This window comes from Streptomyces cupreus (assembly GCF_014257025.1).
GTDB lineage: Bacteria > Actinomycetota > Actinomycetes > Streptomycetales > Streptomycetaceae > Streptomyces > Streptomyces cupreus.
Genome location: NZ_JACMSF010000024.1, coordinates 1 through 16,706, shown reverse-complemented (window position 1 = coordinate 16,706; position 16,706 = coordinate 1). Strand labels below are relative to the sequence as shown.

The 16,706-nt window shown below is 68.5% G+C and carries 15 protein-coding genes and 1 pseudogene; 8 read left to right on the top strand and 8 right to left on the bottom strand.

Features of this window, described 5'->3' with window-relative positions:
- Nucleotides 1–126: 126 nt before the first annotated feature.
- The gene (locus H4N64_RS22135; RefSeq protein WP_186284154.1) at nucleotides 127–609 is read right to left on the bottom strand and encodes a Fur family transcriptional regulator; all 483 of its coding nucleotides are present in this window, start codon (nucleotides 607–609) and stop codon (nucleotides 127–129) included.
- Nucleotides 610–1,027: 418 nt separating this feature from the next.
- Nucleotides 1,028–2,005, bottom strand: coding sequence for a hypothetical protein (locus H4N64_RS22130; RefSeq protein WP_186284153.1), 978 nt, complete (start codon nucleotides 2,003–2,005; stop codon nucleotides 1,028–1,030).
- Nucleotides 2,006–2,298: 293 nt separating this feature from the next.
- Here H4N64_RS22130 and H4N64_RS22125 point away from each other — a divergent pair, with 293 nt between their 5' ends.
- Nucleotides 2,299–3,225, top strand: a complete 927-nt coding sequence (locus tag H4N64_RS22125) for a hypothetical protein (protein WP_186284152.1) — start codon at nucleotides 2,299–2,301, stop codon at nucleotides 3,223–3,225.
- A 45-nt stretch (nucleotides 3,226–3,270) separates the two neighbouring features.
- On the opposite strand, the gene H4N64_RS22120 is transcribed toward H4N64_RS22125, so the two are convergent.
- On the bottom strand, nucleotides 3,271–5,055 hold the full coding sequence (locus H4N64_RS22120; protein WP_186284151.1) for a sigma-54-dependent Fis family transcriptional regulator: 1,785 nt from the start codon (nucleotides 5,053–5,055) through the stop codon (nucleotides 3,271–3,273).
- Nucleotides 5,056–5,237: 182 nt separating this feature from the next.
- Here H4N64_RS22120 and H4N64_RS22115 point away from each other — a divergent pair, with 182 nt between their 5' ends.
- From H4N64_RS22115 to H4N64_RS22090, 6 genes are all read left to right on the top strand, one after another.
- Nucleotides 5,238–6,263, top strand: a complete 1,026-nt coding sequence (locus tag H4N64_RS22115; protein ID WP_186284150.1) for an NAD(P)-dependent alcohol dehydrogenase — start codon at nucleotides 5,238–5,240, stop codon at nucleotides 6,261–6,263.
- Between the two features lie 16 nt (nucleotides 6,264–6,279).
- The gene (locus H4N64_RS22110) at nucleotides 6,280–7,899 is read left to right on the top strand and encodes an extracellular solute-binding protein (RefSeq protein ID WP_260859863.1); all 1,620 of its coding nucleotides are present in this window, start codon (nucleotides 6,280–6,282) and stop codon (nucleotides 7,897–7,899) included.
- An 81-nt stretch (nucleotides 7,900–7,980) separates the two neighbouring features.
- On the top strand, nucleotides 7,981–8,859 hold the full coding sequence (locus H4N64_RS22105; protein ID WP_186284149.1) for a carbohydrate ABC transporter permease: 879 nt from the start codon (nucleotides 7,981–7,983) through the stop codon (nucleotides 8,857–8,859).
- Nucleotides 8,856–9,701, top strand: coding sequence for a carbohydrate ABC transporter permease (locus H4N64_RS22100; protein ID WP_186284148.1), 846 nt, complete (start codon nucleotides 8,856–8,858; stop codon nucleotides 9,699–9,701). The genes H4N64_RS22105 and H4N64_RS22100 overlap by 4 nt, the downstream gene beginning before the upstream one ends.
- Nucleotides 9,698–10,786 (top strand): ABC transporter ATP-binding protein, encoded by a 1,089-nt coding sequence (locus tag H4N64_RS22095; RefSeq protein WP_186284147.1) that lies wholly within the window; start codon nucleotides 9,698–9,700, stop codon nucleotides 10,784–10,786. The genes H4N64_RS22100 and H4N64_RS22095 overlap by 4 nt, the downstream gene beginning before the upstream one ends.
- Nucleotide 10,787: 1 nt before the next feature.
- Complete coding sequence (locus tag H4N64_RS22090; RefSeq protein WP_186284146.1) at nucleotides 10,788–11,867, top strand: ABC transporter ATP-binding protein; 1,080 nt, start codon at nucleotides 10,788–10,790, stop codon at nucleotides 11,865–11,867.
- A gap of 106 nt (nucleotides 11,868–11,973) precedes the next feature.
- On the opposite strand, the gene H4N64_RS22085 is transcribed toward H4N64_RS22090, so the two are convergent.
- Nucleotides 11,974–12,648, bottom strand: coding sequence for a DUF4232 domain-containing protein (locus H4N64_RS22085; protein WP_186284145.1), 675 nt, complete (start codon nucleotides 12,646–12,648; stop codon nucleotides 11,974–11,976).
- 245 nt (nucleotides 12,649–12,893) lie between these two features.
- Between H4N64_RS22085 and H4N64_RS22080 the strand changes: the two genes are divergently transcribed.
- A complete protein-coding gene (locus H4N64_RS22080; protein ID WP_186284144.1) occupies nucleotides 12,894–13,469 on the top strand; it encodes a dihydrofolate reductase family protein in 576 nt (191 codons plus the stop codon).
- 90 nt (nucleotides 13,470–13,559) lie between these two features.
- On the opposite strand, the gene H4N64_RS22075 is transcribed toward H4N64_RS22080, so the two are convergent.
- From H4N64_RS22075 to H4N64_RS22060, 4 genes and pseudogenes are all read right to left on the bottom strand, one after another.
- A complete protein-coding gene (locus H4N64_RS22075; protein WP_186284143.1) occupies nucleotides 13,560–14,153 on the bottom strand; it encodes a DinB family protein in 594 nt (197 codons plus the stop codon).
- Between the two features lie 149 nt (nucleotides 14,154–14,302).
- Nucleotides 14,303–14,416, bottom strand: a pseudogene (locus H4N64_RS45235) (histidine phosphatase family protein); the annotation flags it as partial.
- Nucleotides 14,417–14,485: 69 nt separating this feature from the next.
- Nucleotides 14,486–15,403: an aminoglycoside phosphotransferase family protein gene (locus H4N64_RS22065; RefSeq protein WP_186284142.1), complete on the bottom strand. Its 918-nt coding sequence runs from the start codon at nucleotides 15,401–15,403 to the stop codon at nucleotides 14,486–14,488.
- A gap of 173 nt (nucleotides 15,404–15,576) precedes the next feature.
- Nucleotides 15,577–16,176 (bottom strand): ricin-type beta-trefoil lectin domain protein, encoded by a 600-nt coding sequence (locus tag H4N64_RS22060; RefSeq protein ID WP_260859873.1) that lies wholly within the window; start codon nucleotides 16,174–16,176, stop codon nucleotides 15,577–15,579.
- Nucleotides 16,177–16,706 lie beyond the last annotated feature (530 nt).

Sequence of the window (16,706 nt, the reverse complement as noted above, 5' to 3'; positions counted from 1 at the left end):
CGCCGTCCATCGGCAGCACGGCGACGACCGTCTCGACGGGTGGGCAGCCGGGTTCGGCGCAGATGGGCCGGCGGATCGCCACGGCGGTGTCGTCGTCGAGGTCGAGCAGCGCCCGGACGGACTCCTTCAGCCTGCGCAGCTGCGGGTCCGGCCCCGGCCGGCCGGTCGGGCGCAATCCCAGGGACATGGCGACCCTCCTCCTTCGGCCGGCCTCTCGGCCGGGCACGGTTGGCAGCCGGCGCAGATGCCGCTGAGTTCGACGGTGTGCTCCACGGCGGCGAAGCCAGTGTCCGCGGAGACGCGATCGGCCCACTCCTCGACGACCGCGGAGTCCACCGGGCGGCTGTGGCCGCAGGCCCGGCAGATCAGATAGTGCTGGTGCCCGTCGTCCGGCCGCGGCCGGTAGAGCCGTTCACCGGATTCATCGCGTACGACGTCGACCCGGCCGACGGCCACAAGGCCACGGAGCGTCCGGTAGACGGTGGTCAGCCCGATCCGATGTCCGCCCGCCGTCAGCCGGGCGTGCAGTTCCTGGGCCGACACGAAGTCCTGACAGCCCGCCAGCCCTTCCAGGACCGCGGCCCGCTGCCGGGTCGTCCGACTGGCCATGGCAGGTCACCTCCACAGGATGTCGCCGAGCGGCACAACAGTGAGGCTAAATGACAATGAAAGCCATGTCCATATGAATCACTTCTCATGGGTGCGGGGTCGGAGGGACCTGCTCGGCGCAAGGGGCGAGCCCCATGTGAAAGGCCTGAGCCGCGCGCACTGGAGCTCTGATCCCGTGCATGGCGTCGCGCTGACGGCCGGGGCAGACGCCGACGTGGACAGGCGAGATGCCGCGACTCAGGCTCTGCACGATCGGTCAGTCAGTCCGGCGCCGACCCGGGCCTGCATGCCCTGCTCTGGTTCTCGCCGCGCCCTCGCTTGGCACCGCACGTGAGCATCGCCGCCATGACGCCAGGGCACTGTCTGCCCGGTGGTGGATCGTCGCGGCCCGGCCCGGGGACAGACCGGTGAGTGCCCGTCAGCGCTCCAGGGTCCGCGGTGTGGTCGGCAGCGGAGCGCGGGACCAGCGGATGGGATGGCCATCGGGGCCGTTGGTGAGCCAGGAGCCGTCGCCCAAGGGCTCTACGTCGTACGGATTGCTCACCTCGAAGGCGATCTCGCCGCTGGGTGTGCCCGTGCGCACGTCGATCAGGTGGTAGCGGAACCACTCCTCCTCGTCCTGGCTCTCACCGCCCAGGGTGACGACAGCGGTGTCCGGGGTCAGGTAGCCGCCGCTCCACTCCAAGAAGGTCTCCTCCGGGTCGTACCCGAAGGCCTCGACGGGCAGACTGAAGAGCACGTCCCCGCTGGGGTGGCGGTGGAAGGCGACGTGCCCCTGCCCGTGGTCGACGGTCATGAACTGCTCCCCGTCCGGCGCCAGATCGATCAGGCAGCGGTCCCACCACGGGTACCTCACGAACTCCGGCTCGCCGTCGGCCCCGGTCATACCCCTGAGAATGACGGAGCCGTCCTGGCCCTCACCGATGTCGAGGTAGATGCTGCCGTCCACGGGGTGCACGTGGTGGCCGGCGCCGTGCCCGACCGTCTCCAACTCCCGGCGGACGAGGGCCGCCCCGCTGCCGGCGTCGTACACGACCCACTGGTCTCTGTCCCCGCGTTGCGCCATCGCGTCCGGCCGGTAGACCCACACAGTCCGGCCGTCCAGGGACAGCGCACAGCCAGGCCGGTGGCCAAGGCGCACGTCGGAGTGCGGCTCGAAGGCCGATGCCCACACCAGGTCACCGGCGCGCGTGAGGCAGACGATCCCGTTCAGCGTCGTATACACAACTCGCTCCAGATCGGGCCGAACCACCGACGCCACGACCTCGTCGCCGGCCCGCGGCTGGAACACCGCGGCGGGCTCCAGCGCCCCGAAAGCGCTGGAGTCCAGCAGGTAGGCACAGATCCGCCCGCCGCGGTGGCGCGTGATGACCTTCGGGAGTCTCGCAGGAATCATGAGCCGAGGCTAACGCCCCAGCATCGGCGCCGATGAAGTCGTGTTGACGGTTCGCTCGGCTTTGTTCCTGCGGGCACAGCGGGCACAGCGGGCCCGGTCGAAGCCGGATCCTCCGCATCGGCGTCGGTCTGAACAGCCCGACGATCGCCTCGCTCCACGCCGACCGGAACCATGCCGGCCCCGAGTCACCTTTGAACGGCCCGTCCTTGCGGTGGGGAGGGGACAGTCCGGTGAAGCCAGGTCCGTCGAAACCAGCGGGCCGGTGCCGGAACCCTCTCGGTATCCTCGCGGACGTGATCTACAAGGGAGCGGTGGGCATGGCTGAGGGCGCGCCGACAACGGCTCGGCTGCGGGAGGTGCTGAACCGTGCCGGTCGCGTCGTGATCGTCGAGGGACCGCCTGCCGAGGTCGACTCCGCCGACTTGGCGCGGATCGTGGTCACCGGTGCCGAGATCGTCGACCTGGCCCGGCTGCTGGCCATCGTTGACGGCGGCACCGGCGACCAGTGCCGGTGCGACGGCTGGCCGACGATCATGGTTCACGACGTGGACGGCGAGCTGATCGCCTGCTGGACGCTGCACCACCAGTCCGGTCTCCGAGGGATCGGGAATTGCGACGCCGACCTCCGGGACGGTCCGGCGCTCACCGAATGGCTGGCGGAGCGAGGCCTGACCGGATCGCGGGAGGCTCAGTCGGCGCTGGCTGCGCAGGAGGCCGAGGCCGAGCGGCGCAGGATGCGTTGGATCCAGGCCGCGCCAGCAGGGCTGTCCGAGGCGGCCGCGGACGTGGCTCATCCGCAGGGCCGCGACCTTGAAGCCTGGTCACGTCGACTTCAAGACGCTAAAGACCGGCTCGCCACTCTGGTCCGACACCGCTGTCCCGGCGCGGTCGAGCGGATCCGCGTCCTGCTGGCCTGGGCCGGGATTCCCTCCAGAGAGTCCACCGGCGGCCTGAAGTGGTACGACATGGCGGTACAACAGCAGCTGCTGGCCGAAGACCCTGACCTCATCCTCGCCGCACTCACCACGCGCTCTCCGAGCCCGGTCCAACTCGACGGCGCGGCCGCGCTTTTCGGCTCCCAGGAATGGATCAGCGTACACGGCAAGCAGTTGCCCGAGCCGCTGAGGTCGATGCTGATCGCGCACATCCAAGCCGAAGGCACCGACGCCATGAGGTTCCGGCTGCGCCACGGCTACTACGGTGCCGAACGATCTGTGTGACAGCAGCCTTGCTGCGAGGACTCCAGCAGCACCGGACGCGGCCCGTCAGGTCAGGCTCGACGGGACGATCCCGTAACGGCGCATCTTGCGGTACATCGTCGCGCGGGAGATCCCGAGGTCCTGCGCGGTGCGCTGGACGTTGGAGTTGCGGTCCATCAACCCGCGCAGAATGGCGTCGCGTTCGAGCGCCTCGATGGCGGTCAGGACCTTGTGCGAGGACACCCGGCATTCCGGCGGGAGGTCCTCCGTATGGATCATCGGGCCGGAAGGCCGCCGCGCCAGCCCGCGCATCACCGATTCGAGCTGGCGGACGTTCTCCGGCCAGGGGCATCGCTGCAGCATGGTCAGGGCATCGGGGGAGAACCTGCTCTCGCCGCTCGGCCGGTACTTGCGCAGGAAGAAGCGGGCCAGCACTTCGATGTCCGCGTGCCGATGGCGCAGCGGCGGCACCTCCACCAAGGCACCGCAGAGCTGGTCGAATCGGTCCTCCATGCCGGCCATCGACGGCTGGCTGGTCAGGACCAGTTGCCCGGTCGCGGTGCCGTCCAGATGCGTCAGCAGGTTCCTCAGCCGATGTCGCAGCTGGTCGCCCAGGAGGTGGACGTCGCGCAGGACGAGCACGGTGGACGGTACGGTGAGCAGCTCTTCGATGTCGTGCAGCCAGCCTTCGGTGACGGCAGGCGAGTCGGACAGCGGCGGCTGTGTCATCTCCAGTCGGCGTCCGGCACCGTGGGCTCGGTGCAGGGCCTCGACCAGCGTCCTCTTGCCGACGCCGGCTTCGCCCACCAGGTGCAGCCAGGTCCCGGCGACGAACGCCGTACGGCTGTCGGCGACGGCGCGCAGCCAGTGCGGGGACGAGCCCACCAGTCCCAGGTCGGAGCGGACGGGCGCGGCGAAGACGGCGGGGCCGGGCTGGGGGCGTCCGATCAGCCGGACCCGGAATACGGCGCCCGCGTCGCTGTGCTCGCGCCGACAGCGACTGACCCGGAGTTCGGCGACCCGTCCGGAGGGCAGGGCGAGGCTGCGCGTTCCCTCCGTGCGGGGGCTGTCGGCGATCTCGCGGGCGTGGTCGAGCAGTGCGTAGTGGTCCGGCCCGGTCACCGCGGCGCTGAGCTGCTCGTTCATCATGACGACATCGCGGCTGAGGGCCAGTACGGGTCCTGGACGCACCGAGGAGCACGCCTCCATGTAGTCATGGAACAGAGCCCGTTCACGCCGCGAGGTGATCGCCGCGATCTCACCCTCGATCTGGGCCGCGACCGAGCGGGCGAAGGCCATCAGCATGCCGTCGGAGCCCTGACGGATGGTGGTGAGGTTGAAGGCTCCCAGCAGGGTGCGCCGGGTGGGATGCAGGATCGGTACGGCCGCGCAGTGGAAGTCCCGCAGAGCCTCGACGTAGTGCTCCAGCCCGGCGATCATGACGGGGCGGCCGCTGGCCAGCGCGGTCCCGATGCCGTTGGTGCCCACGTAGCGCTCGGAGAACACATGGCCCGGAGCCAGCCGCACGCGGTTGAGGTTGGTCGTCAGCCCCTCGTGGGACACCCTCCGGGAGAGCACCACGCCGTTCCGGTCCGTGATCATCATGGAGACCGGGTCGTCGGCGAGCTGCTCGTGCAGCCGGTCCACGATCGGCAGCGCCGCCCGGGCGAGCGGGCTCTCCAGATTGGGGTTGTCCAGGTACGGAGCGTCGAGGCTGCCCGACTTCACCTGGTGCTCCATCGAACGCTGCCACGAGGCGACCACGAGCGGCCGGGCGCTCGGGTCCTTGGTGACTTCCAGGTAGAGCTCTCTGGCTGCTCTCAGCGAGCTTCCGGGCTGGTGGCGGGGCATTAACACTCCCGTACGGCGCGCGTCACGTTCTCTCAATGCAGTGATTGGACCAGCTCGACGGCGTGGCGCCTACGGCGTGTATCAGATTGAGACATCCGCGGACGATTTCTGAGACATCGGCCTGCGCACGGCGGCCTGTGTAATCGGCGCACCATCCACCCGCCGACTCGCAGGGAGCCGCCATGAAAGCCGTGCAGGTCATCGAGTACGACGAGCCGCCCGCGCTCGTGGACGTGCCCGATCCGCAGGTCACCGGTCCGCTCGATGTGATCGTGAAGATCGGGGGCGCCGGAGTGTGCCGGACCGATCTGCACATCCTCGAAGGACAGTGGAAGGACAAGAGCGGGGTCACCCTTCCGTACACGATCGGCCACGAGAACGCCGGCTGGGTCGCGGAGGTCGGACAGGCCGTCACCCACGTCAAGGTCGGTGACCCCGTCATCCTGCACCCGCTGGTGACCTGCGGCCTGTGCCGCGCCTGCCGGGCCGGGGACGACGTGCACTGCATGAACTCCGCCTTCCCCGGCATCGACACCCACGGGGGCTACGCCGAGTACCTGAAGACCAGCGCCCGCTCCGTCGTACCGCTCGCCCCGTCCCTGGAGCCGGCCTCGGTGGCGGCCCTGGCCGACGCCGGGCTGACGGCGTACCACGCCGTCGCCAAGGCGGCCCGGGTCCTGCGGCCCGGCGACCGGGCCGTGGTCATCGGCGCCGGCGGGCTCGGGCACATCGGCATTCAGGTGCTGCGGGCCCTCTCGCCGGTCGAGATGATCGTCATCGACCGCAGCCCGGAGGCCCTGGCCCTGGCCAAGGAACTGGGCGCCGACCACACGCTCATCGCGGACGGAAGCGAAGCCGACCGGGTACGGGAGCTCACCTCGGGGCACGGGGCGGAGGCCGTCCTGGACTTCGTCGGTGAGGGGGGTGCCGTCGAGACGGGCGTGGCCTGTCTGCGCCGTAACGGCAACTACTACGTCATCGGCTACGGCGGCCGGCTGCACGTGCCGACGATCGACGTCATCTCCACGGAGATCAACTTCATCGGCAACCTCGTGGGCTCCTACAACGACCTCTCCGAGCTGATGGTCCTCGCGGCCCAGGACAAGGTCACCCTGCACACCCAGCGCTACCCCCTGGCCTCCTTCCAGCAGGCCCTCGACGACCTGGACGCCGGGGCCGTACGCGGCCGGGCGATCTTGGTCCCCTGACACCGCAGGAGTCTCCATGACCAAGTCAAGCCTCATGCGCAGCAGACCGTCCACGGTTCTGACCGCCCTTGCCGTCGTCGCGGCCCTGACCGCCACGGCATGCACCGCCCAGAGCCAGGCACAGCACAAGCCCAAGGAGAAGCCCGGGCTCTTCAAGCCCGGCTCGCAGATCAGCTACCAGAAGTACGGCAAGGACTACCCGGCCACAAAGGTCAACGACGTCCCCGGACCCTGCAGCTACGACTCGATCAGCCGCAAGGACTACTCCGGCCAGACACTCAAGATCATCAGCCATGCCGTTCCCGTCATCGGCGAGCCGACCCAGCTGCACGCCAAGCAGTTCGAGGACATCACCGGCGGCAAGGTCGAGATCGTCAACGTCCCCTTCGGCGAGCTGTACCAGAAGATCCTCACGCCCCTTCAGGCCGGCCAGCCGGCGTACGACGTCATGTTCTACCCGTCCCTGTGGATCGGCGACATGGCCCCGTATCTGGAACCGGTGCCGCAGGAGTACCTCGACACCCGCGGGATGAAGGACGTCACCAAGACCTACATGGACGTGGCGACCTGGAACGGGAAGGTCGTGCAGTACCCGGTGGACGGTGACCGGCACTACCTCAAGGTCCGCGCCGATGTGCTGAAGGACCCGAAGTGGAAGGCGGCGTACCAGCAGGCCACCGGCCAGGAGCTGCAAGTCCCCGAGACCTGGGCCGAGTACCAGCGGACAGCCGAGTTCTTCAGCGGCAAGGACCTCGACGACGACGGCAAGCGCAACTACGGCAGCGCCGAGGTGACCAAGCGTGACGACCTGACGTTCTCCGCGTTCATCAGCCGGGCGGCGCCGTACGTGAAGAACCCGGACGTCAAGGGCGGTGTCTTCTTCGACGTCGAGACCATGAAGCCGCTGATCAACACGCCCGGCTTCGTCCGCGCCCTGGACGACATGGTCAAGGCCAAGTCCACCTGGGCACCCGGCGGCGCCAACTTCGGCCTGGGAGACGAGATCTTCTCCTTCGGGGGCGGGCAGACGCTGATGTCGTACTCGTGGGACGACGCCTTCATCCAGGCCCAGCAGCCGGACAGCAGGATCCGCAACGACGTTCAGGCGGCACCGCTGCCGGGTTCCTCCGAGGTCTACAACCGCACCACGAAGTCGTGGGACAAGAAGGCCAACCAGGCGCCCTACTTCACCTGGGGATGGACCTCGGCGGTGGCCAAGGCCTCGACGCACCACCAGATGGCCTTCGACTACCTGTGCTTCTTCAGCAACGAGGCCAACACCGCCCTCGACCTGACCATCGGCCGATTCGGCGTCAACCCCTACCGCTACTCCCACTTCGACCCGGCGTTCTGGCAGGAGCAGGGCTGGGACAAGGAGGTCGCCGAGTCGTACGTACTGACACTGTCCGGCATGGAGAAGAGCGGCAACCGCGTCTTCGACCTGCGCGTTCCCGGTGTCAACCAGTACATGTCCGCGCTGGCCAACGGCATCGCGTCGGCCGTGGCCGGTCAGGACTCGCCGCAGGAGGCGCTGGACGGCGTGGCCCGGGAATGGTCCAAGATCACCGACCAGATCGGCAAGGACAAGGTGCAGAGCGCCTATCGCGATGTGGTCGCGCTTGAGGACAACTCCTGATCCGACCGCAGGACGCCCCGGGTGGCCGGACCGGACCGGCCGGCCGCCCGGGGGCTCCCGCCCCCTTCCGCAAGGAGAACCATGGACGGCCTGCGCCGGCACAAGAGCATGTTCCTGCTGCCGGGACTGCTCACCCTCTTCCTGATCATCATTTTCCCGCTGCTGTTCACCATCCGCGTCAGCTTCTCCGGCTGGAACGTCAGCAACCCCTACATGGACTTCATCGCAGGGGCCAACTACACCGCCGTACTGCACGACAGCCGCTTCTGGGCGTCCATCACCCGGCTGATCCTGCTGGCGGGCGGCACGGTGCTGATCCAGTACGTCATCGGGTTCGGCATGGCCCTGCTGGTCTGGCGCGACGTACGCGGCCGCAGATTCTGGCGGGTGCTGTTCCTCGTCCCCATGATGACCACGCCCGTGGTGATGGCCGCCATCTGGCAGACGATCTTCCATGAGTCGCTGGGCCCGGCGAACGATCTGCTGGAGTTGCTGGGCCTGACCCGGATTCCCTGGCTCACCGAGTCCGGTCCGGCGCTGGTCGCGCTGATGACCGTCGAGGTCTGGCAGTGGACGCCCTTCATGTTCCTGCTGCTGCTCGCCGGCCTGCTGAGCCTGCCGAAGGAACCGTTCATGGCCGCCGCGATCGACGGCGCCGGCACCTGGCGCACCTTCTGGAAGGTGACCTTCCCGCTGATGGCGCCGGTGTCGGTCGCGGCGGTCGTGATCCGGCTGATCGAGGCGTCCAAGCTCTCCGACAGCGTCTACGTACTCACCTCCGGCGGGCCGGGCTCCTCCACGGAGACCCCGGGCTACTACCTCTACATCCAGGGGCTGAGGGACCAGCAGACCGGGTACAGCGGCGCGATGTCCCTGCTCTACCTGGTGCTGATGAGCGTCACGCTCACGGTCGTCGCCGCCCTGCTCACCCGGGCGTTCAAGCTGAAGGGGGACTCATGAGGTCACGCCTTTATCCCATGTTCAAGTACACCGTGATCGCCCTGTGGGCCTGCTTCGTCGCGGGACCGTTCTTCTGGGCGATGACGACCAGCTTCAAGAACGCCAACGCGGTCCAGGGCGGCCCCACTTACCTACCCTGGGCGCAGTACGAGCCCACCCTCACCGGCTGGCGCAACATCTTCGGCGGCGCCGGCGGCGTCGATGTGATCGATCCCTTCCTCAACAGCGCGATCGTCACCCTCGCCGCGTCCGCCATCAGCCTGGCCCTGGGCTCCCTGGCCGCCTACGCACTGTCCCGCTACCGGTTCCGGCTGGGATTCATCAAGAACGGAGACATCGTCTTCTTCTTCGTCTCCCAACGCATCATGCCGCCGGTCGTGCTGGTGATCCCCTTCTTCTACCTCCTGCAGTGGGGCGGCCTCCTGGACACCATCCCCGGCCTGGTCATCGTGACGATCGCCCTGCTGCTGCCCATCGCGGTCTGGGTGATGGTGGACTTCTTCAACGGCATCCCGCGGGAGATCGACGAGATGGCGATGCTGGACGGCTGCGGCCCGTTCCAGACCTTCGTACGGGCCATCCTGCCGAACTCCCTGCCCGGCCTGACCGTGGCGGCGATGTTCTGCGCGGTGTTCGGCTGGAACGACTTCTTCTTCGCCTTCCGGCTGACCTTCACCGAGGTCCAGACGCTGCCGCAGGCGGTCGTCGCCCTCAACTCCTCCATTCCGCCCTGGTGGACGCTGTCCGCCGCCGCGCTCTTCGGCGTGACACCGCTGATCCTGCTCGCGATCTGGGTGGAGCGCTATCTGTCCAAGGGGAACCTGTCGGGAGCGGTCCGATGAACCTGAACGCCACTGATCTGAGCCTGACCGTCGACGGCGTCGACCACCTCAAGAACGTGACCGCGACCTTCCAGCCGGGACGACTGCACACCGTCATCGGCCGGACGATGGCCGGGAAGACAACACTGCTGCGGGTCCTGGCCGGCCTGCAGAAGGTGGATTCCGGCTCGCTCACCCGGGCGGAAGCGGACTTCCTGAAGACGCCGGTATGGCGGCGCGACACCGCCATGGTCTACCAGCAGTTCATCAACTACCCGCATCTCAACGTGTTCCACAACGTGGCCTTCCCCCTGAAGCGGGCCGGGCTGCCACGGGACGAGATCCAGCGACGGGTCCGGCAGAGCCTGGCGCGCGTGGGGCTTGCGGACTTCGAGAAGCGCAAGCCGTCCCAGCTCTCCGGCGGCCAGCAGCAACGCGTCGCGATGGCCCGGGCCTTGGCGCGCGGTGCCGGAGTCCTCCTGCTCGACGAGCCGCTGGCGAACCTGGACTACAAGTTGCGCGAACAACTGCGCGACGAGTTCAAGACCCTCTTCTCGGACCAGGGGGACACGATCGTCATCTACACGACCACCGAACCCGCCGAGGCGATGATGCTCGGCGATGTGGTGCTGGTCATGCACGAGGGGCAAATCCTCCAGACCGGCACCCCGCAGGAGGTCTACGAACGCCCCGCGACCACCACGGTGGCGTCCATCATCAACGACCCGCCCATGAACATCTTCCCGGGCCGGATCGAGGGCGGCCAGGTCACAGCCGCCGGCTTCCAGACCACGCACGACTCCGCGCACCTGGCCGATCTGCCCGACGGCACCTACCGGTTCGGCCTGCGCGCCACGGACGTCGGCCTGGCCTCCAGCGGCGTCGAGGGCGAGGTCACCTTCGTGGAGATCTCCGGTTCCGAGACCTTCGTCCATGTGGTCGTCGGCGAGAGCCCCTTCGTCGTCCAGGTCGAGGGCATCCACGACGTCACCCTCGGCGACCTGGTCAAACTGCGGCTCCGGCCCGACCGGCTGTTCGCCTTCGACGAGAGCGGGGCGCTCGTGCGGACACCTTCATACGATCTCGCTTCAGTGGAAGGCCGTTGACATGGCTCAGTTGGACATCGTCGACGTCGGGCACGCGTACGCGCCGGGTGTCGCGGAGGAGCGGTGGGCTCTCAAGCCGCTGAAACTGACCTTCGAGTCCGGAAAGACCTATGCGCTGGTCGGACCCTCGGGCTGCGGCAAGACAACGCTGCTGAACATCCTGTCCGGCCTGGTCAGACCCTCCCGGGGACAGGTGCTGTTCGACGGAGTCGACGTCACCGCCCTGCCCACCAAGGCCCGCAACATCGCCCAGGTCTTCCAGTTCCCGGTCATCTACAAGTCGATGACGGTCTACGACAACCTCGCCTTTCCGCTGCAGTGCAGGCGCTGGGAAAGAGCGAGGATCGACGCCAAGGTCCACCAGGTCGCCGAGGCCCTGGACCTGCACGACCGGCTGGGGCAGCCCGCCCGCGGACTCACCGCCGACGACAAGCAACTGATCTCACTCGGCCGCGGCCTGGTCCGGGACGACGTCGCGGCCATCCTGATGGACGAGCCGCTCACCGTCATCGACCCACAGCTCAAGCAGATGCTGCGGCGCAAGATCTGTGAGATCACCGAGCAGTTCAGGCCCACCGTGATCTACGTGACGCACGACCAGTACGAGGCGATGAGCTTCGCCCAGGAAGTACTGGTGATGAAGGACGGCCGCGCCGTGCAGCAAGGCACCCCGGAGCAGCTCTTCGAGGCGCCCTCGTCCACCTACGTCGGCTACTTCATCGGCTCGCCGGCGATGAACTTCCTGACCGTGGACCGGAACGACGGGCACTTCGCGCTCGGTGGCCGGACGCTGTCCGTCGCCTGGGACATCCCGCACACCACGACCGAGGTCCAGGTGGGCGTCCGGCCCGAGTACGTCAAGGCCGTCACGGAACCAGGCCCCAACACCTTCCCCGGCACTCTGCGGGGCGTCAGCGACCACGGCGCGCAGCGCGTACTGGAGGTCGAGGTGGCCGGACAGCTCCTGAGGGCCAAGACGCCGCGGGAGGAGGGAGTCCCGGCGGGCGAGGAGGTCCTGATCCACCTGCCGCGCGCCAAGGTCCTTCCGTACGCGGACGGCCAGTTGGTGCTCCAGTCCTGACCATCCTCCGGGCATGCCGTGCCATCCGGTGGGGCCAACTGAGGCGCTCGGTCACGGAAGTGTGGGTGAGCGCCTCAGTTGGCCGGCGAGCGGGCCATATGGCCGATCAATAGGTAAGCGCGTCCTCAGCGGTGCCGAAGAAGCTGGTGACCTGGCCGTCGTTGACCGTGACGGGGCCACCGTTGATCGGCACTGTCGTGGGGCTCTCGGAAGCGGTGAGCGCGATCTCCACCTGGTCGGCGCTCTTGCCGCCCGCGGTATCGGCGCGCGAGAACAAGATCCCGGCGTAGGCGTTCTCACCGGCCTTCAGAATCCAGTCCTCACCCTCGGGTCCCATGTGCTCGGCGGCGCCGTCGAGTTCCGGAATCGTGATCACCAGCTCGCTCGCCGGCAGCAGACAGGGGTCACTTCCCTTGTTCACCGCGGTGAGCAAGGCATGGTTGACGGGCTTGGACGCGACGGTGACGGTGTAGCTCAAGTCGGTCGTCTCGCACATGCCCACGCCTCCGTCCTGACCGTCCTCGGCCCCGGGCTCGCCCGACGGCGCGGCGCTGTCACCGCTGTCCGAGGAGCCCCCGCCGGCGCTGCCGCCGTCACCCGGGCCGGCCGTCGAGGGCGCCTCGGAGCCCTCGTCCGTACCCGCAGCGGACGGATTGGCTGCCGCGCTCGGAGCGGCCGTGTCCTTCTCGGCGTCGCCGTTGCACGCGGTCAGTGCCAGGATGCCGAGCGAGAGAGCGGCCAGTGCGGCGGTGGTACGGCGTGAACGAGCTGCGTGAGCCATGAGAAGTCCCCCCGGGAATCGGAATGTCCCGGTGATCGTGCCTCATCAGGGCGATGATTCCGCCAGCTCACACCGAGCGGGAGCCGTTCGCGAACACGTTTGTGACACTGCGACAGCGACCAGCGAGCGCGGCGTGCGCGCGGTGACTTTCGGAAACAGGACGGGTCTATGGATACGACGGTCGCCGGGGCCCAGAGAAGAACCCCCGTCCGTACCCACACCGATCAACTCTCAAGGAGAACGACATGACCGCTACCTACACCTTCGACCTCTTCTCCAGCCTCGACGGCTATGGCGCCGTCGGCGGCAACTGGACCGGCTACTGGGGTAAGCAAGGCCCGGAGTTGCTCGACCACCGCCTTTCCTTGTACGCCGAGGAGCAGCGGATGGTGTTCGGGGCCAACACGTATCGGGCGTTCGCGCGCATGCTGGCCGCGAGTACCGAGGAGTCCGAGGTGCGTGACCCGTGGGTCACCCGGATGAGGAATCTGCCGACAACGGTGGTGTCGACGACGCTGGAAGGCCCCCTCGACTGGCCGGACGCGACCGTCGTGAGCGGTGACGCCGTCGATGTCGTCGCCCGGCTCAAGGAGGAGTCCGAGGTGCCGTTGCGCTCGCACGGCAGCCTGTCGATGAACCGGGCACTGATGGCCGCCGGCCTGGTCGACCGCCTGCATGTGACGCTCTTTCCTGTCATCACCGGTCAGACCGGCCTGGACCCGATCTTCCAGGATGCGGCCGACTTCGACCTGGAACTGGTCGAGAACCGGACGCTCGACGGTCACATCCAAGAGCTCATCTACCGACCCACGCTCCATTGACATCGAGGCGGCAGCACAGATCGATGAGCGGGCCAAGGCCGTACTCGAACGAGCCGCCTGACGACGGCACCGCGGTGGCGAGGACAAGCGCTACGCGTCTCCGTGAGCTTCCTGAGCCGCACGCTCCAGCCGGCTTCGGTAGTTGTCCCACCACGCCGAGTCGCCTGCCGCCATGCTGTCGTTGCCCTGGTTCATCCCGACGGCACCGTCGATGAGTTCCCGGACGATATCGGCGTGCCCCGCGTGCCGATGAGTATCAGCGATCACGCGCACTACGGCGTGATGCAATGTCACCTCGTCCCTGCCGTTGGGCCACCACGGCACCCTGCCGATCGTGTCCAGCGCCAGCGCGTCGATCGTCGCGTCCGCGTGCGCCCACGCCCGGCGGTAAAGCTCCACGATGTACTCGCGTGACTCGTCCGCGGTGGCCCACATGTCCGCGTTCGGCTCAGCCCCGTCTTCGAGCCAGGGCAGCGCCTCGCCGGACGGCCGCCCGAAGGTGTCGCCGAGGTAGCCCAGTTCCACGCTGGCGACATGTTTCACCAGGCCCAGAAGATTGGTCCCGGTCGGTGTCAGCGGGCGGCGGATGTCGTACTCCGAGAGCCCTTCGAGCTTCCAGAGCAGGGCATCACGGGCGGACTGCAGGTAAAAGTGAAGGTCAGCCTTGGGATCCGATGCGGTCATACGGCCAGTCTGCCGCTCGCGCGATCTTTGTATCGGGTAAATGCGAACAGAGGGGCGCTGTGACCTGCTGGGTCTGGACTCCGGTGGGACGAGGTTGCGTGAGCACGGAGGACGGCCTGCCGCCGGGTACGTATCGAATGACTGTCAGAGCCGCGTAGTTGTGCCCTGATCAGCTGGGCTGTCTGCTCCGCGCGGGGCAGCGGCCCGTGGTGGATCGCCGGCGGCGGGGCGTTGCGGAGGCGTCCACCGAGCAGAACGGCTTGGCCGGGTGCGGAGGCCGTCGTGCTTCGGGGCCTCGACGGCTTCACGTATGTAGCGGCAGGGTGCTTGATTCAGCGGTGGACCGTTGCGGTGAGGCGTCGCAGGGCGGCCTGGGCCGGTGGGCCCCAGGTGGGCTTGCCTCCGGGGCGGCCGTGGACGCCGGCGTCTGCGATGTGCAGGCAGGCGAGGGCCCGCAGCACCGCCCAGCCGCGGGCGCGGCGCAGGGTCGCGGCGTCCGGGCTTGGCCGGTAGGCCTGGTGGAAGCGGTCGACGGCGCCGTCCGGCAGCAGGATCCAGGCGGCGGCGAGGTCGAAGGCCGGGTCTCCGGCAAAGAGGTCACCGAAGTCGATCACGCCGGAGAAAGTGCCGTTCGTGGTCAGGATGTTGGCCGGATGCAGGTCGCCGTGCAGCCACAGTCGTGGTCCTGCCCACTGTGGCGCGGCGGCGGCGTCTTCCCAGACCGCGCGGACGGCGTCCGGATCGCTGATCAGCCCCAGTTCGACGGCCGAGGCGAGCCCCCGGGCGAAGCCTTCGGCGGTGTCGGCCAGCGGGCCACCACGGTCTCGGCCCGCGGGTGCCCCGTCGGGGGCGGGTCGGTGAAGGGCCGTCAGGAAGTCGGCCAGGGTTACGGCCGCCTCCGCGGCGCGTGTCGCGGGGGCGCGGTCGGCGGGCTCGCCCGGTACCCAGGTGGTGACGAGCCAGGGCCGCGGAAACCGTTCGGAGGGCTCACCAAAACGCTGCGGAACGGGGATCTGCAGCGGAAGGTGCGGGGCGAGGCGGGGCAGCCAGGCGTGTTCCTTGCGCAGCAGCGCGTCCGCGGACTGCGTGGCCCAGGGCATCCGGACGGCGAGATCGTCGCCGAGCCGCCACACCTGGTTGTCCCAGCCGAGCGCTCCGAGCTTCAAGGGGCGGTCCGCCAGGTCGGGGTGCTGCTCGCGCAGCAGTTCCCGGATCAGGTCTTCGGTGATGGCCGTCTCGGTGGTTGTCATGGGGCGCAACGGTAGTGGGGTGGCGGACTGCCTGGATATCGGGCGCATCTGAGTCGAGGTCAGACGTCGGGCATACGTCGAACTTGCCCGGGTGTCTTCGCAGTGGCGTACGCCGACCGGCGAGGGTGCTGCCGTGTCCTCGCCGGTCGTGCGTCATGCTCCGTCGGCGGGCATCAGCTGAGGGTCCACTTCTGGTTGTTCTGGCCGTTGCACGTCCACAGGATCAGCTTGGTGCCATTGGTGGTGCCGTTGTTGTCGGCGTCGAGGCACTTGTTGCCATAGACGACGAGTTCGTCGCGCGAGGTGTGGGTGAGGGTCTGGTTGCGTCCGCCGGAGCAGTCCCAGATCTGTGCCTGGGTGGCGTTGACGTAGGTGTTCTTCTCGATGTCCACACAGCGGCCGGATGCGGAGCCGACGAGGGCGGTGCCGTTGGTGCCGGGGATGCCCTGGACGCGGAGGGCGTCGATGTCGGGGGCGGTGCTGCCGGAGACCGCGGCGAACTTGACGGTGTTCGCGCCCTTGGCCAGGTGCGCGAGCACGGACACGGTCCGGTAGGTGCTGGCCGAGCCGGTCGGCGGGAAGGAAACGACGTACTTGAACTGGCCGCTCACCTGGATGGTCGCCTTGCGGGCGGCGCTGCCGCCGTTGGCGTAGGTGATGTCCACGAGCTTCGTGCCCCCCCGCCGCACTGCTCGCCAAGTCCGACCTATCGGCCCGAAGGGCTGCGCAAGCCCGCCGTGCGAAACGTCGTGGGGATGCCAGGCACAAGGCATCCCCACACGACGCAGGCCGATCCCGCCCCACTCCCGGGCGATCACGCCCAGTCCCACCCGCGGCGTCCCCGGCTCCCGCCTGCTGTCCGCCGCACCGTCATGCACCGATCCCTTGCCGACGTGCCCGGCGCGCCTCTTCGACACCGCGGTCGGACGACACAGTGATGAGCCCGCGGCGCACCACCGCGCACCGCGAGCGCGGCAGGCCCGTACCCCGCCGCCGCGCTGTGGCTCAGGGAACGGTCAGCGACGCGCCTTGTCAGGGCCAGCCGACGTACCCCGGCCCCCGGACGGTTGGCGTCGGCGGGGCGGTGGCTGGTGTCTGGCCAAGCGCGGTCGGCGAGGCCGCAGCTTGCGGGAGTGCGGTAGGAACGCCAGAGGCCCTTCACTCCAAGCCCGGCGTGTGTCAGCCACGTCGGCGGGAGGATTTCCCTCCAGCCCGCTCTCCAAGGCTCCAGGCGTCACAGGCGACCCGGTGGGTGCGGGATCAGCGGGGCTTGTGGCGCATCTCCCGGGGGCTGACCCCGAAG

Bases quoted from the DNA above. Each gene is read 5' to 3' on its own strand.
- H4N64_RS22135 (WP_186284154.1), bottom strand. From the start codon at position 609: ATGGCCAGTCGGACGACCCGGCAGCGGGCCGCGGTCCTGGAAGGGCTG.
- H4N64_RS22130 (WP_186284153.1), bottom strand. From the start codon at position 2,005: ATGATTCCTGCGAGACTCCCGAAGGTCATCACGCGCCACCGCGGCGGG.
- H4N64_RS22120 (WP_186284151.1), bottom strand. From the start codon at position 5,055: ATGCCCCGCCACCAGCCCGGAAGCTCGCTGAGAGCAGCCAGAGAGCTC.
- H4N64_RS22115 (WP_186284150.1), top strand. From the start codon at position 5,238: ATGAAAGCCGTGCAGGTCATCGAGTACGACGAGCCGCCCGCGCTCGTG.
- H4N64_RS22110 (WP_260859863.1), top strand. From the start codon at position 6,280: ATGACCAAGTCAAGCCTCATGCGCAGCAGACCGTCCACGGTTCTGACC.
- H4N64_RS22105 (WP_186284149.1), top strand. From the start codon at position 7,981: ATGGACGGCCTGCGCCGGCACAAGAGCATGTTCCTGCTGCCGGGACTG.
- H4N64_RS22100 (WP_186284148.1), top strand. From the start codon at position 8,856: ATGAGGTCACGCCTTTATCCCATGTTCAAGTACACCGTGATCGCCCTG.
- H4N64_RS22095 (WP_186284147.1), top strand. From the start codon at position 9,698: ATGAACCTGAACGCCACTGATCTGAGCCTGACCGTCGACGGCGTCGAC.
- H4N64_RS22090 (WP_186284146.1), top strand. From the start codon at position 10,788: ATGGCTCAGTTGGACATCGTCGACGTCGGGCACGCGTACGCGCCGGGT.
- H4N64_RS22085 (WP_186284145.1), bottom strand. From the start codon at position 12,648: ATGGCTCACGCAGCTCGTTCACGCCGTACCACCGCCGCACTGGCCGCT.
- H4N64_RS22080 (WP_186284144.1), top strand. From the start codon at position 12,894: ATGACCGCTACCTACACCTTCGACCTCTTCTCCAGCCTCGACGGCTAT.
- H4N64_RS22075 (WP_186284143.1), bottom strand. From the start codon at position 14,153: ATGACCGCATCGGATCCCAAGGCTGACCTTCACTTTTACCTGCAGTCC.
- H4N64_RS22065 (WP_186284142.1), bottom strand. From the start codon at position 15,403: ATGACAACCACCGAGACGGCCATCACCGAAGACCTGATCCGGGAACTG.
- H4N64_RS22060 (WP_260859873.1), bottom strand. From the start codon at position 16,176: ATGCCTTGTGCCTGGCATCCCCACGACGTTTCGCACGGCGGGCTTGCG.